Below are 14,863 nucleotides of genomic sequence, written 5' to 3'. Positions count from 1 at the left end.
ACTGTCAGCCTCCCCGGCCCGGCCGGCTGACAACGACTGTTCAGGAGACGTGGCATGCGTCGTGTGGTGATTACCGGTTTCGGCATCATTTCCAGCCTGGGCAACGACCCGGACAGCGTTGCCGACAGCCTGCGCGAGGGCCGCTCCGGCATCCGCTTCAACCCGCTGTTTGCCGAGCACGGCTTTCGCAGCCAGGTCAGCGGCAGCATTCGCGATCTGGATCTGGATGCGCTCATTGATCGCAAGTTCAGACGCTTCATGGGCGATGCCGCAGCATTTGCCTGTCTGGCGATGGAGCAGGCCGTAGCCATGTCCGGTCTGACCCCGGAGCAGGTCTCGCATCCGCGCACCGGCCTGATCGCCGGCTCCGGAGGGGCCTCCAGCGCCAATCAGGTCGATGCGGCCGATCTCTGCCGTGAAAAAGGCGTCAAGCGTGTCGGCCCCTACATGGTGCCGCGCACCATGGCGAGCACGGTGTCAGCCTGTCTGGCCACCGCCTTCCGCATCAAGGGCGTCAACTACTCGCTGGCCTCGGCCTGCGCCAGCAGTGCGCACAGCATCGGACATGCTGCCGAGCTCATCCAGTGGGGCAAGCAGGATGTGATGTTTGCCGGTGGCGGCGAGGAGGACAGCTGGCAGCAGGCCTGCATGTTCGACGCCATGGGCGCCATGTCGAGCCGGCGCAACGACAGCCCCGCCCTCGCCTCGCGCCCTTACGACGCCGACCGCGACGGCTTCGTCATCGCGGCCGGTGGCGGCATGGTGGTGGTCGAGGCGCTGGATCATGCCATCGCCCGTGGCGCCACCATCCTGGCGGAGATCATCGGTTATGGCGCCACCTCGGACGGCTACGACATGGTCGCGCCCAGTGGCGAAGGCGCCGAGCGCTGCATGAAACTGGCGCTGGAAACGGTCGACACGCCGGTCGACTACCTGAACACGCATGGCACCTCGACGCCGGTCGGTGATCTCGCCGAGCTGCGCGCCATCCGGGCCGTGTTCGGCGACCGGGCGCCACTGATCAGCTCGACCAAGTCGCTGTCGGGCCATGCCCTGGGGGCTGCCGGCGTGCATGAAGCCATCTATTGCCTGCTGATGATGCAGCAGGGCTTTGTCGCTGCCTCGGCGAACATTGACACGCTGGATCCCGCCGCCAACGGCTTGCCGATCGTGCGCGAACGTCTCGATCAGCAGTCGCTGACCACCGTGATGAGCAACAGCTTCGGTTTTGGCGGCACCAATGCCTCCCTGGTGTTGCGGAAATACTGACCAGCCAGTCATGCCATTGGTCGATGTCATCGTACAATGATCATTGTCAGTTATTGACCCGCGCCATGGATTTGGTTAACGTCTGTGCGTCCATTACAGCGAGAACCTCCCATGGCCACGCAGCATCAAGACATCCTCATCGTCGGCGCCGGTCTCTCCGGTGTCGGCGCCGCCTGTCACCTCAAGCGCCAGTGCCCCGGCAAGTCCGTCACCCTGCTTGAGCGCCGCCAGAACGTGGGAGGCACCTGGGACCTGTTCCGCTACCCCGGCATCCGCTCCGACTCCGACATGTACACCTTCGGCTTCAACTTCAAGCCATGGACCGAACCGCGCGTGCTCGCCGACGGCGACTCCATCCGCAATTACGTGCGAGAGACCGCCAAGGAGTTCGGGGTGTTCGACCGCATCCGCTTCGGCCGTCAGGTGATCAGCGCCGACTGGTCCTCGCGCGATGCCCTGTGGACGCTTCAGGTTCGCGACGACGCCAGCGACGAGACCGAGACCTACACCGCGCGCTACCTGCTCGGCTGCTCCGGCTACTACAACTATGACCAGGGCTTCCGCCCCGAGTTCCCGGGTGAGGCCGACTTCAAGGGCCAGATCATCCATCCGCAATTCTGGCCGGAAAATCTCGACTACAGCGGCAAGCGCGTGGTGGTGATCGGCTCCGGCGCCACCGCCATCACCCTGGTGCCGAGCATGGCCGACAAGGCTGCGCACGTGACCATGCTGCAACGCTCGCCGACCTACATCATGTCGGTGCCCGCCATTGATCCGGTCAGCAAGACCCTGCAGGCCGTGCTGCCGGAAAAGCTGGCCTACAAGCTCAACCGCGGCCGCAACGTGGCCATCCAGCGCGCCATCTACGAAGCCTCGCGGCGCAAGCCGGAAGTGGTTCGTCGCCTCATCCTCAGCCTGGTCGCCCGTCAGCTCAAGGGCACCAGCATCGAGATGCGTCATTTCACGCCCAGCTACAACCCGTGGGACCAGCGTCTCTGCGTGGTGCCCAACGGTGACCTGTTCAAGGCCCTGCGCAGCGGCAAGGCCTCGATGGCGACCGATCACATCGAGCGCTTCACCGAGGACGGCATCCTGCTGAAGTCCGGCGAGACCCTGAAGGCCGACATCATCATCACCGCCACCGGTCTCAGCGTGCAGCTGTTCGGCGGCATCAAGGTCAGCATTGACGGCAAGCCGGTGTCGGTGAAGGACAGCGTCAGCTACAAGGGCGTGCTGCTTGAAGGCATCCCCAACGCCGCGCTCGTGTTCGGCTACACCAATGCCTCCTGGACCCTGAAGGCCGACCTCGCTGCCGAGTATTTCTGCCGACTGGTCAACTACATGGACAAGCATGGCCACAGCACCTTCCAGGTGCCGCGCATTCCCGATGTGCACACCGAAGACACCGTGCTCGGCAGCCTGTCGTCGGGCTACATCCGCCGTGCAGCCGATCAGCTGCCGCGCCAGGGCACGCGGGCGCCGTTCCGCGTCGAGCAGAACTACCTTGCAGACATCCCCATGCTGCGCTTCCGTCCGATTGCCGACGACGTGCTGCAATTTGACGGCAAGGTCGCCAAGGCATCGCCGGTCGAGCGTCTGGCAGCCCCCTTGCGCGCGGCCCTGGGGCGCTGACACGCGGCACTCCTCAGGCTCCGGCAGACAGAAAAGGCCCGCACACGCGGGCCTTTTTCTTATAACCAGATCGCATAGCACTATCGAGAATGGGTATTTCATTACCGGCAGCCGGCTGATTATGATCAGCGACCTCGCGTTTGCCGTGCCCTGTTCATGAAAATCCGTCACCCCGACCTGCAAGACCAGACCATCAATCCGGAACACCAGGCTCTGGGACTTCCCCCCGTGGAATACGCGGTCACGCACGCCGGTGATCATCCGCTGCTGCGTCTGGCGTCCTATGTGGTGATGGCGGTTCTTGCCGGTCTGCTGGTGTATTTCACCTACCGCCTGTTCTGGGGAGACGCCACGGTCTCCGGCTTCACCCTGATCAGCAACGCCCTGCACGATCCGCTGTTCTGGAGCGCGGTCGGCGTCGGCCTGCTGGCGCAGATCATCGACGGTGCCCTCGGCATGGCCTACGGCATCACCGCCACCAGTTTCCTGCTCGCCTCCGGCGCGTCGCCGGCCATGGCCAGCGGTGCCACGCACCTGGCGGAAGTGTTCACCACCGGCGTGTCCGGCGTTTCGCACCTGAAGATGGGCAACGTCAACAAGCGCCTGTTCCTCAGCCTGCTGCTGCCGGGCGTGATCGGCGCCCTGCTTGGCACCTACGTGCTGAGCAACATCGATGGTGCCACCCTGAAGCCCTTCATCAACGGCTACCTGATGATCATGGGCCTGTACGTGCTGAGCAAGGCGTTCCGCCAGATCCGTCTGAAATCCGGCATCGAGCCCAGGAAGGTCGCACCCCTGGCCCTGTTCGGCGGCTTCATGGACACCACCGGTGGTGGTGGCTGGGGCCCCATCGTGACCACCTCGCTGGTGGGTGCCGGTCATGACCCGCGCACCACCATCGGCTCGGTGAACTTCGCCGAGTTCTTCCTGACCGTGACCGTGGCTGCCGCCTTCTTCACCATTCTCGAGCACGACGTCTGGCTGCTGGTCGCCGGTCTGACCCTGGGCGGCCTGTTCGCGGCCCCGTTCGCGGCCTACATCACCCGGCACCTGAAGACCCGCACCCTGCTCATCCTGGTCGGCACGCTGATCGCGGCGGTCAGCCTGTTCAACCTGCTGCGCGCGCTCTGAGTCCGTTCAGGACTCGCCGGCCGGCCTGCCATCAGGACCGGTTGGCGCTCGCGTCGATACGCCATCGCCTTCCTCGCAGCGCCGGCACGGCAAGGTCAGGCCCAGCCGGCTGGCACGCCCCTCGGGCGTGATCACCCAGGGACGGTTCTGCCACGGCGGCTGATGACGCACGTGCTGACCATGACCGCAGGACAGATCGGCGACCCAGTGGCCTTCCTCGTCCTGGTGAAAGCCGATGATGGCTCGGGCCGGCGGCTGCGTGCTCACGTGACTGCGCCAACGCTGACGGCAAGCACATCATCCCCCGCCCAGACCAGCACCACCCGCTCCCGCTGCCACGGCGGAATGCCCTGCTGCTGACACCAGTGCTTCACCGACACCGAATGCGCGCTGCCCGGCGGTCGCCAGCGCTCGCCGCCCTGACGCGGGGCCAGCCGCCACGGACGCGTCAGGCGGGGGTCGTCCTCGGCCAGATCGCTCACCAGCTCCCCGACGCGCCATGTCCGGCCAGCCCACAGCACGGGCTGACGCGGATCAGGCCAGCTCACGCCCTCGGCAGGCAGTGGCTGCACATCGGCATCCGCCAGCAGATGCACCTGCTGGCGATAGCGGCGCAGCGACCAGCCAGACCAGCTCAGCCTGGGCTGGGCATCCTCCCGCGCCGCCAGCAGCTCGCCTCGTACTCGTGGCCAGTAGCGCACCGGCAGCGGCGCTGCGCCACGCCGCACCAGCCAGCGCGCCAGCACGGCTTGCAGCGCCGCGTCATTCAGCGCCGCCAGCATCGGCAGTGGCAATGGCCCGGGTGCATCGGCGCGAACGCCCGCACTGGCCAGCAGCGCATCCGCCAGCGCATCCAGAGCCGAGGCCTGCGCCGCCAGCTGCGCGGCACTGCGCGCCAGCTGCCCCGCCGCCTCCGGCCAGCGCGAGGCCAGCAGCGGCAGCAGCTCATGGCGCAGCAGGCTGCGGTCGAAACGGGCATCATGATTGGCGGGATCGGCCACCGGCAGCAGCGCGGCTTCGGGCAGTGACGGGTCATGACTGCGCAGGCAGGCCAGCGCTCGTGGCCGCCAGCGCTCCAGCGTGGTGCGCGGCAGTGCCAGCCAGGGCCGCCAGCGCGCGATCGTGCGCCCGTCGTCGCTGCGCCAGGATGATAACGGCCGCATGCCGGCCAGGCCATGCAGGCCGGCACCGCGCATCAGGCGCAGCAGCAGGGTCTCGGCCTGGTCGTCCAGGTGATGTGCCAGCAGCAGCGCCTCATCGGACGCCAAGGCAGCCGCCAGCGCGTCATAACGCGCCCGGCGCGCAGCTGCCTCGAGGCTGGCCTCGTCGGCAACTCGAACGCGCAACACCCGGCAGGGCACGCCGGCGGCAGCCGACTGCGCCATGGCCTGCGCGGCCCAGGCATCGGCATCGGCATGCAGACCATGGTGAACATGCAGGGCACGCAGGCGCAGGCCCGTCTCGGGCACGACGGCGGCCGCAGCCAGCAGAAGGGTCAGGGAATCGGGGCCGCCGCTGAGGCCGACCACCACGCCGGCGATGCCTGGCGCGTCAAGGCGACGCGCCTGCAGGAACTGCCGCAGGGCGCCGACCGGGTGATCGCTGTCGCGGGCGCTCAAGCGACCGGCAGGGTGTTGCCGTAGCTCATCAGACGCTCGTAGCGACGGGTGAGCAGGCTGTCGTGATCCAGCGTGCGCAGCTTCTTGAGCTGGCGCAGCAGCGCCTTGCGCAGGGTGTCCGCCATCACGTCCATGTCGCGGTGGGCACCACCGAGGGGCTCCTCGACCAGCTCGTCGACAAACCCCAGGCTCTTCAGGCGGCTGGCCGTGAGATTCATGGCCTCGGCGGCTTCCGGTGCCTTGGCCGCCGTCTTCCAGAGGATGGAGGCGCAGCCTTCCGGCGAGATCACCGAATAGGTGCTGTACTGCAGCATCAACAGGCTGTCGCAGACGCCGATGGCGAGCGCGCCACCGGAGCCGCCCTCGCCGATCACCGTGGAGATCACCGGCGTCCTGAGTCGCGACATCACCGCGAGATTGCGCGCGATGGCCTCGCTCTGGCCACGCTCCTCGGCATCAATGCCGGGATAGGCGCCAGGCGTGTCGATGAAGGTGAACAGGGGCATGCGGAAGCGCTCGGCCATCTCCATCAGGCGCAGGGCCTTGCGATAGCCCTCGGGACGCGGCATGCCGAAGTTGCGACGCACCTTTTCGCGCACGTCACGACCCTTCTGGTGACCGATGACCATGACGGGCTCGCCCAGGAAACGCGCGGTGCCGGCAACGATGGCAGCGTCGTCGGCAAAGCTGCGGTCACCGTGCAGCTCGTCGAAATCGGTGAAGATGCGCGTCATGTAGTCCATGGTGTAGGGACGGCGCGGGTGACGGGAAATCTGCGACACCTGCCAGGCACTGAGGTTGGCGAAGATGTCCTCGGTGAGCTTCACGCCCTTTTCACGCAGGCGCTGCACCTCTTCCTCAATGTTCAGGCTGGTGCCCTTGCCGACGGCGCGCAGGCCTTCGATCTTGGCCTCAAGTTCGGCGATCGGCTGTTCAAAATCGAGATAATTCGGGTTCATGCGCAAATCCCTGAGTCATGACCGGAGTGTATGCAAAAGCCGTCCGGCAATAAACGGCTGATGACCCACTCTGTCTGATCCTGTGTCAATAGAGTACTTTCACGCCATCGTGACCCAGGCGCTGACGCAGGCCGCGCAGGAGCCCGTCGGTCAGGCTCATGCGCCATTGGCTGCCGGCCTGCAGCAGGGCATCGGCCGCCGGATGCAGGATGCGGAAGCGCAGGCTGGTGCCTGCAGACTCGGCCGGGGCACGGTGCGCCTGCAGCCATTCGGTGAGCTCGTGCACGCCGCGCAGCCCCAGCGCCACCGGCACCGCCAGCTCCAGCCCCTTGCTGTACTGGCTGCGTGCCGCCGCCAGCGGCATGACCTGGCGCGCCACCACCTTGAGCGCCCCGGCATACTCGTCCATGGACACCTCGCCCTCGATGACCAGCACGCCTTCGGCCGCGAGCAGCGGACGCACCTGGTCGAGCAGGTCGCCGAACACGGTGACCTCGACACGTCCGGTGCGATCATCTAGGGTCAGGAAGCAGCGGCTGCTGCGCTGGCCCTTGACGATGCGGTGGCCGATCAGCAGCCCGGCCACCGTGGTGTTCTGGCCGCGCCGGGTCGGCTGCAGATCGGCCAGGCGCGCCTGCACGAAGCGGCCCAGCTCGCTCTCGTACTGGTCGATGGGGTGCCCGGTGAGATAGAGCCCCAGCGTCTCCTTCTCGGCCTGAAGCCGCTCGTCCTCGCTCCACGCCAGCGCCTCGGCCCACTCCCCGGCCGGTCCGGCCTCATGGACATCACCGAACAGGTCGACCATGCCGATGTCGGCATTGCGCGCCTGCTGCTCGGCCGCCGCCACGGCAGCCTCGATGCTGGCCATGAGCACGGCACGGTGCGGCCCCTGCTGGTCCAGCGCACCGGCACGGATGAGGGCCTCGAGGGCGCGCTTGTTGAGCTTCCTGAGATCAACCCGGCGACAGAAGTCGAACAGGTCGCTGAAGACGCCGTCCTGGGCGCGTGCGCGCAGCAGGGACTCCACCGGCCCCTCGCCCACGCCCTTGATGGCGCCGAGACCGTAGACCACCTCGCCCTGATCGTTGGCGAGGAAACGGAAGCTGGAGTGATTCACCGCCGGCGGCAGAATCTTCAGCCCCATGGCGCGACACTCTTCGATGAAGGTGACGATCTTGTCGGTGTTGGCCATTTCCGAGGACAGCACCGCTGCCATGAACTCGGCCGGGTAATTCACCTTGAGCCAGGCGGTCTGGTATGACACCAGCGCGTAGGCGGCAGAGTGCGACTTGTTGAAGCCGTAGCCGGCGAACTTCTCCATCAGGTCGAAGATGCCGCCGGCCTGGTTCGGGTCGACGCCACGGGCGCCCGAGCCCTCCATGAACTTGACGCGCTCCTTGGCCATCTCCTCGGGCTTCTTCTTGCCCATGGCGCGACGCAGCATGTCGGCGCCACCGAGCGAGTAGCCGGCCAGCACCTGCGCGATCTGCATCACCTGCTCCTGGTACAGGATGACGCCGTAGGTGTTCTCCAGCACCGGCTCCAGATCCGGGTGCGGATAGGCCACGTCGGCACGGCCGTGCTTGCGGTTGATGAAGTCGTCGACCATGCCCGACTCCAGCGGACCCGGACGATACAGCGCCACCAGCGCCACCACGTCCTCGAAGCGGGATGGCTTGAGCTTCTTGATCAGCTCCTTCATGCCACGCGATTCGAGCTGGAACACGGCGGTGGTCCTGCCCTCCGACATGAGCTTGTAGGGCTCGGGGTCATCCAGCGGAATGCGCTCGATGTCGATGGGCGCCTCGCCACGACGGGCGCGCTTGGCATTGATGTCCTTGAGCGCCCAGTCGATGATGGTCAGCGTGCGCAGGCCGAGGAAGTCGAACTTGACCAGGCCGACAGCCTCGACATCGTCCTTGTCATACTGGCTGACCCACTTGCCCTCGTCGTCGCAGAACACCGCGGTGAAGTCGGTGAGCTTGCCGGGCGCGATGAGCACGCCACCTGCATGCTTGCCGACGCCACGGGTGATGCCCTCGAGCTGCAGGGCCATGTCCCAGATCTCGAGCGCGTCCTCGTGGTCGGACAGGCCCGGCGTGCTGAGCAGCTCGTCGAGCTGGGGCTCCTGTTCGCGCGCCTCCTGCAGCGAAATGCCGGGCGTGAACGGGATCAGCTTGGAGATGCGGTCGGCGAGACCGTAGGACTTGCCGAGCACGCGCGCGACGTCACGCACCACCGCCTTGGCGGCCATGGTGCCGAAGGTGATGATCTGCGACACCGCCTCGCGGCCGTAGTGGTTGGCTACGTACTCGATGACGCGATCGCGACCTTCCATGCAGAAGTCGATGTCGAAGTCGGGCATGGACACGCGTTCGGGGTTGAGGAAGCGCTCGAACAGCAGGTCGTACTTGATCGGGTCCAGATCGGTGATGAACAGCGAATAGGCGACCAGCGAGCCGGCGCCCGAGCCCCGGCCCGGCCCTACGGGCACGCCGTTGTTCTTGGCCCAGGCAATGAAGTCCATGACGATGAGGAAGTAACCCGCGAACCCCATCTGGTTGATGATGTTGAGCTCGAAATCCAGACGCGCCTTGTACTCGGCCTCGATGGCCGGCATGTCCGGACGGCTGCGGTCGAAGAGCTTGTCGAGGCGCTTCTGCAGGCCCTCGTGCGAGAGCTTGGCAAAATACTCGGCCATGGTCAGGCCGGCCGGCACCGGAAAGTCAGGCAGGTAGTTCTTGCCCAGGGACAGGCCCAGCGAGCAGCGTCGGGCGATCTCGACCGTGTTCGCGAGTGCCTCGGGAATGTCGGCAAAGAGCTCGGCCATCTGTGCCGGTGTCTTCAGGTACTGCTCGGGGCTGTACTCGCGTGGCCGGCGCGGATCGCCGAGCACATAGCTCTGGGCAATGCAGACACGCACCTCGTGGGCATCAAAGGCGTCGGGAGTGAGAAAGCGCACGTCATTGGTGGCCACCACGGCACAGGACTGCCGGGCCGCCAGTGCCACGGCGGCATGCACGAAGTCCTCGTCACCATCACGGCTGGTGCGCTGCAACTCGAGGTAGACGCGCGTCGGGCTCTGCCTCAGCCAGTCCGCAAGCAGACGGTCGGCCTGCGAACTGTCGCTGCCGAGCAGGGCCAGACCGACATCGCTGCCACGCCCCAGCAGGAAGATCAGCCCCTCGTGCTGCTGGCGTATCCACTCGCGACGCAGCACCGGACGACCCTGCTCCTGCCCTTCCACGAACGAGCGCGAGATCAGGGCAATCAGGTTGCGGTAGCCGCGATCATTCATCACCAGTGCTGTCAGCAGGGACAGCTGGTCACCATCCCGAACCACCAGGTCGGCGCCGAACACCGGCTTGATGCCCTTGCCCTGGGCGGCCTTGTAGAACTTGACCAGGCCATAGAGATTGCCGAGATCCGTCATCGCCAGGGCCGGCATGCCGGCGGCGGCACAGGCCTTGACCGCGTCATCAATGCGAACGATGGAGTCGAGCAGTGAAAACTCGGAATGGATGCGCAGATGCACAAAGGCGGTCATGGAGATCTCAGGCGGGAGTCAGCAGGTTGCGCACGGGTGCGAACGAGCGACGATGTTCCGGCAAAGGGCCCAGTCGGCGCAAGGCCTCGAGGTGCTCGGCCGTGGGGTAGCCCTTGTGCCGATCAAAGCCGTAGCCGGGATGACGCAGATGCAGCTGCTGCATCTCGGCATCGCGAGCGACCTTGGCAAGAATGCTGGCGGCACTGATGGCTGGTACCAGGGCATCGCCTTTGACGATGGCCCGCGCCGGCATGGCCAGCAGCGGGCAGCGGTTGCCGTCGATCAGCACTTGGTCCGGCCGCGTGGCAAGCCCGGCCACCGCCCGCTGCATGGCCAGCATGGTGGCCTGCAGGATGTTGATCTCGTCGATTTCCCGGGGCTCGGCATGGCCCAGCGACCAGGCCAGCGCCTGCTCGCGAATCTGTACTGCCAGGGCTTCGCGGCGAGCCGCGGTGAGCTTCTTGGAGTCCGCCAGACCAGCGATGGGACGCGCCGGATCGAGAATGACCGCCGCGGTCACCACCGCCCCCACCAGCGGGCCGCGACCGACCTCGTCCACCCCGGCGACCAAGGTGCCTGACGGCAAGGCGGCAAACAGGTCATCCACGGGCAGTGCTGTGCGTGTGCGACGCGTCATGGCTGGTGCTCAGCCTGCCTGATCCGGTGCCGGACGCGCCTGCAGCAATGCCACGATGGCACGGGCACCGGTCTCGCTGGCGTCCTGGCGCAGCTGCTCATGCAGCACGGCATAGCTGGCCCGGGCGTCCTGAACGCGCTCCGGGTCGGTCAGCCAGGCTTCGGCCTCGCGCGCGACATTGGCCGGCGTGGCCTGGCGCTGCAGCAGTTCAGGTACCAGACGCCGGTTGGCGAGCAGGTTGGGCAGGCTGACAAACGGGATGCGAACCAGCCAGCGCGCGATCAGCCAGGTCAGCCAGTGCAGACGGTAGGTCACCACCATGGGCTTCTTGAGCAGCATGGCTTCCAGGGTCGCCGTTCCGGAGGCCAGCAACACCAGTTCGGCCGCCGACATCACGACACGGCCGACATCATGCCCGACGCGATCATCATGAACCGTGACCTGCAGCGGCGAGCGGCCGGACCGGACGGCATGACTGGCGAGCAGCTGGTCAATGTCGCGGCGACGCTCGGCATTGATGGCGGGGATCAGGAAACGCACATCCGGCAGACGTGCCTGCAGCAGATCGGCGGCCTCAAGCAGCAGGGGCAGCAGGCTGTGCACTTCGCCGCGCCGGCTGCCCGGCAGCAGCGCGATGATGCGCCCCTGGCCGTGCTCGCCAAGACGGGCACGGGCAGCCGCCACATCCGGCTGCAATGGCAGACTGTCGGCCAGAGGGTGCCCGACAAACACGGCGCGGACGTCGTGCTGGTCGTAGAACGCCTTCTCGAACGGCAGCAGACAGAGCATCAGGTCTATGCTGGCGCGTATGCCCTTGACCCGGCCCTGACGCCAGGCCCAGACCGAGGGACTGACGTAGTGCACGGTGGGAATGCCCTGCTGCTTGAGCGCGGCGGCAATGCGCAGATTGAAGTCGGGGGCGTCGATGCCGATGAAGGCGGTGATGCCTTCGGCCTGCAGGCGCGCAATGAGCTGGTCGCGCACCTGGAACAGCTCGCGCAGGCGCCCGAGCACCTCGACCAGGCCCATGACCGACAGACGCTCCATGGGCACCAGGGTCTCGGCACCTTCGGCAAGCATCTGCGGGCCGGCGATGCCGATGAAGCGGGCGTGCGGATAATGCTGGCGCAGGGCTCGAATCAGCCCGGCACCCAGAGTGTCACCGGAGGCTTCCCCGGCGACGATCCCGAAAATGGGGCCGTCGGGGCGCATCGGACGGCTCAGCGGATGATGCCGCGGGTGGAGGCCCGCAGCGAGTCGATGAAGATGTTCACCTCGGGTGCCACGCCAGCCAGCTCCTCAAGCAGCGGGTAGGCCGCATCGAGCGTCAGGCCGTCGCGGAACACGACCTTGTAGGCCTTGCGCAGGGCCTGGATGGTCTCGGCGCTCCAGCCTTTGCGCTTCATGCCCTCGAAGTTCATGCTGCGTGGCTCGGCCGGGTTGCCGTTGGCCATGACGAAGGCCGGCACGTCCTTGTACACGGTGGTGCCGCCACCAAGCATGGAATAGGAGCCGATGTGGCAGAACTGGTGCACGCCGGAGTTGCCGCCGATGATGACGAAGTCGCCGATCTTGACGTGGCCGGCAATGGCAGCATTGTTGGCAATGGTGGTGTCGTTGCCGACCACCACGTCATGGGCAAGGTGGGTATTGACCATGAGCAGGTTGCGGCTGCCGACCTTGGTCAGACCGACATCCTGCACGGTGCCGCGGTGCAGGGTGCAGGCTTCGCGGATGGTGTTGTCATCCCCGATTTCGAGACGGGTGGGCTCACCCCTGTATTTCTTGTCCTGGCATTCGGCGCCGATGGAGGCGAACTGGAAGATGCGGTTGCGCTGACCGATGACGGTCGGCCCGGAGACCACGACATGCGGTCCGATCCAGGTGCCGGCACCGATGCGCACATCGGGCCCGATGAGACTGTAAGGTCCGACCTCAACATCGTCGGCCAGCTCGGCACGCGGATCAACAATCGCCGTGGCGTGAATCCGGGTCATAGCTTCTGCTCCGCAATCAGGATGTCTGCACTGGCTGCCAGTTCCCCGTCGACGAGGGCACGGCAGCTGAACTTGTGGATATGGCGTCGCGACCCGGTGGCGACGGCCTCGAGCGTGAGGCGATCACCGGGAATGACCATGCGCTTGAAACGGATGTTGTCGGCACCGGCAAAGACGTAGAGATGACCATCTGCCGGACGCTTGTCATGGGTCACGAAACCGAGCACGCCGGCGATCTGTGCCATGGCCTCGACCATCATGACGCCAGGCATCAGGGGCTTGCCGGGGAAGTGTCCCTGGAAGAATTCCTCGTTCATGGTCAGGTTCTTGTAGCCCACGATGCGCTTGCCCTTCTCCACCTCGAGCACGCGATCGACCATGAGAAAGGGGTAACGCTGCGGCAGGTACTGCATGACCTGCTGTATGTCCATCATCAAGCAACTCCCGGATTCAACCGTCCTGCCGGACGGCAGCACACGGTCAGGATTGGTCAGTGGCATCCTCGAGTGCTCGCACCCGCTGCGCCAGTTCATCAAGACGGCGCAGGCGCACCGCCATTTTCTTCCAGTTGTCGGTGCTGTCGAAAGCGGTACCCGACGAATAGGAACCGGGCTCCGTGATCGACTTGGTGATCATGCTCATGCCGGTGATCTGGACACGGTCGCAGATCTCGATGTGACCCACCACACCGACCCCGCCGGCAAGCACGCAGTGCGCGCCGATGCGGGTGCTGCCGGCAATGCCGCAGCAGGCCGCGATCGCGGTATGGGCACCGATGACCACGTTGTGGGCAATCTGCACCTGGTTGTCGATGATGGCCCCGGTGTGGATCACCGTGTCCTCGAGCGCACCGCGATCAATGGTGGTATTGACGCCGATATCCACATCATCATGCAGGATGACGGCACCAATTTGCGCGATCTTGTGCCACGCGCCCCGCGCCGGAGCAAAGCCGAAACCATCACCGCCGATCACCGCACCCGACTGGATGCTGACCCGCTGGCCGAGCTGGCAATCATGATGGATCACCACGCGGCTGCGGATCACGCAATCATCACCGACATGGACCCGGTCATGGATCACCGAACCTGACTCGATGATCACCCTGGCGCCGATCACCACATCCTCGCCGATCACCACCTGGGGGCCGATGCGCACGCCCTCACCCAGGCGCGCGCTGCGCGCGATGACGGCACTGGCGTGGACACCGACAGCCGGTCGCGGGGTACGGTCAAAGCGATGGGTGAGCTGGGCGAACGCCAGATAGGGATTGGCCAGAAGCACGGCCTGGCCCTCGAAGCCGACCGCATCCTCGGGCTTCATCAGCACGGCCGCCGCCTGGGTGGTGGACAGCTGGGCGCGGTAGCGCGGGTTGGCGAGAAAGCTGATCTGGCTGGGCGTGGCACGCTCCAGCGTGCCGAGACCGGTGACGCGGGTGAGCGGATCGCCTTTCAGCTCTCCGCCCACCAGGGTCGCGAGCTCGCCCAGGGTCAGTGTCGGATCCTCGTCGGGCAGCACATCGGACAAGGCCATGATGCGCCGCTTACTTGACGACGTTGAGACGATCCGTCACGCGACGGGTCAGATCAAATTCGGGAGACACGTACACGGCAGCACGGCGATCCAGGATGATGTCGTAGTTGCCGGCCTTGCGCAGATCCTCGACGATGGTCTCCATGCTCGGCAGCAGGCGGCGCAGCAGCTCCTGCTGGGCATCCTGGGTACGCTTCTGGACCTGCTGGATCAGACCGTTGAACTCCTGGGCCTTGGCATCGGCCTGGGCACGCAGGGCACGCTTGTCCTTCTCGGTCATGGTCGCCACTTCCTTCTGGAAGCGCTCCTCCATGGCCTTGATGTCGCGACGCAGCTGCTCGTGCTTGTCACGCAACGGCTTCATGTCGGCATTGAGCTTGTCCTGCGCGGCCTTGGCCACATCCGAGGCCAGCAGCGCGGCCTCGCGGTCAAACACGGCCACACGCATGCCGCCATTGGCAGTGACGGCCAGGGCCGGCGTGGCGGCCAGGAGCAGCGAGGAAGCCAGCAGCGAGGTGGCGAGAATCTTTCTCATGATC

The 14,863-nt window shown here is 66.0% G+C and carries 13 protein-coding genes; 3 read left to right on the top strand and 10 right to left on the bottom strand.

Going from position 1 to position 14,863, the window contains the following annotated elements; translation table 11 throughout:
* Window positions 1-54 precede the first annotated feature (54 nt).
* From fabB to F595_RS0108975, 3 genes are all read left to right on the top strand, one after another.
* Window positions 55-1,269 (top strand): beta-ketoacyl-ACP synthase I, encoded by a 1,215-nt coding sequence (gene fabB, locus F595_RS0108985; protein WP_022956536.1) that lies wholly within the window; start codon window positions 55-57, stop codon window positions 1,267-1,269.
* A 111-nt stretch (window positions 1,270-1,380) separates the two neighbouring features.
* Window positions 1,381-2,901: a flavin-containing monooxygenase gene (locus F595_RS0108980; protein ID WP_022956535.1), complete on the top strand. Its 1,521-nt coding sequence runs from the start codon at window positions 1,381-1,383 to the stop codon at window positions 2,899-2,901.
* A gap of 156 nt (window positions 2,902-3,057) precedes the next feature.
* Window positions 3,058-4,032: a sulfite exporter TauE/SafE family protein gene (locus F595_RS0108975; protein WP_022956534.1), complete on the top strand. Its 975-nt coding sequence runs from the start codon at window positions 3,058-3,060 to the stop codon at window positions 4,030-4,032.
* Between the two features lie 6 nt (window positions 4,033-4,038).
* On the opposite strand, the gene F595_RS0108970 is transcribed toward F595_RS0108975, so the two are convergent.
* The 10 genes from F595_RS0108970 to F595_RS13545 all read right to left on the bottom strand — a co-directional run bounded on the left by F595_RS0108970 (window position 4,039) and on the right by F595_RS13545 (window position 14,859).
* A complete protein-coding gene (locus F595_RS0108970; RefSeq protein ID WP_022956533.1) occupies window positions 4,039-4,299 on the bottom strand; it encodes a DUF3565 domain-containing protein in 261 nt (86 codons plus the stop codon).
* Window positions 4,296-5,651: a tRNA lysidine(34) synthetase TilS gene (gene tilS / locus F595_RS13550; protein WP_022956532.1), complete on the bottom strand. Its 1,356-nt coding sequence runs from the start codon at window positions 5,649-5,651 to the stop codon at window positions 4,296-4,298. Before tilS ends, F595_RS0108970 begins: the two co-directional genes overlap by 4 nt.
* Window positions 5,648-6,610: an acetyl-CoA carboxylase carboxyltransferase subunit alpha gene (locus F595_RS0108960; protein ID WP_022956531.1), complete on the bottom strand. Its 963-nt coding sequence runs from the start codon at window positions 6,608-6,610 to the stop codon at window positions 5,648-5,650. Before F595_RS0108960 ends, tilS begins: the two co-directional genes overlap by 4 nt.
* Window positions 6,611-6,695: 85 nt before the next feature.
* A complete protein-coding gene (dnaE, locus tag F595_RS0108955; protein WP_022956530.1) occupies window positions 6,696-10,157 on the bottom strand; it encodes a DNA polymerase III subunit alpha in 3,462 nt (1,153 codons plus the stop codon).
* 7 nt (window positions 10,158-10,164) lie between these two features.
* Complete coding sequence (gene rnhB / locus F595_RS0108950) at window positions 10,165-10,794, bottom strand: ribonuclease HII (protein ID WP_022956529.1); 630 nt, start codon at window positions 10,792-10,794, stop codon at window positions 10,165-10,167.
* Window positions 10,795-10,803: 9 nt separating this feature from the next.
* The gene (gene lpxB, locus F595_RS0108945; protein WP_022956528.1) at window positions 10,804-12,006 is read right to left on the bottom strand and encodes a lipid-A-disaccharide synthase; all 1,203 of its coding nucleotides are present in this window, start codon (window positions 12,004-12,006) and stop codon (window positions 10,804-10,806) included.
* Between the two features lie 8 nt (window positions 12,007-12,014).
* A complete protein-coding gene (lpxA, locus tag F595_RS0108940; protein WP_022956527.1) occupies window positions 12,015-12,791 on the bottom strand; it encodes an acyl-ACP--UDP-N-acetylglucosamine O-acyltransferase in 777 nt (258 codons plus the stop codon).
* Window positions 12,788-13,225: a 3-hydroxyacyl-ACP dehydratase FabZ gene (gene fabZ / locus F595_RS0108935; protein WP_022956526.1), complete on the bottom strand. Its 438-nt coding sequence runs from the start codon at window positions 13,223-13,225 to the stop codon at window positions 12,788-12,790. Before fabZ ends, lpxA begins: the two co-directional genes overlap by 4 nt.
* A 46-nt stretch (window positions 13,226-13,271) precedes the next feature.
* Window positions 13,272-14,324, bottom strand: coding sequence for a UDP-3-O-(3-hydroxymyristoyl)glucosamine N-acyltransferase (gene lpxD, locus F595_RS0108930; protein WP_022956525.1), 1,053 nt, complete (start codon window positions 14,322-14,324; stop codon window positions 13,272-13,274).
* 10 nt (window positions 14,325-14,334) lie between these two features.
* Window positions 14,335-14,859 (bottom strand): OmpH family outer membrane protein, encoded by a 525-nt coding sequence (locus F595_RS13545; protein ID WP_169447002.1) that lies wholly within the window; start codon window positions 14,857-14,859, stop codon window positions 14,335-14,337.
* Window positions 14,860-14,863 lie beyond the last annotated feature (4 nt).

The organism is Perlucidibaca piscinae DSM 21586 (assembly GCF_000420045.1).
GTDB lineage: Bacteria > Pseudomonadota > Gammaproteobacteria > Pseudomonadales > Moraxellaceae > Perlucidibaca > Perlucidibaca piscinae.
Note: the sequence above shows the minus strand (reverse complement) of the source record. Positions and strands in the feature narration are given on the sequence as shown.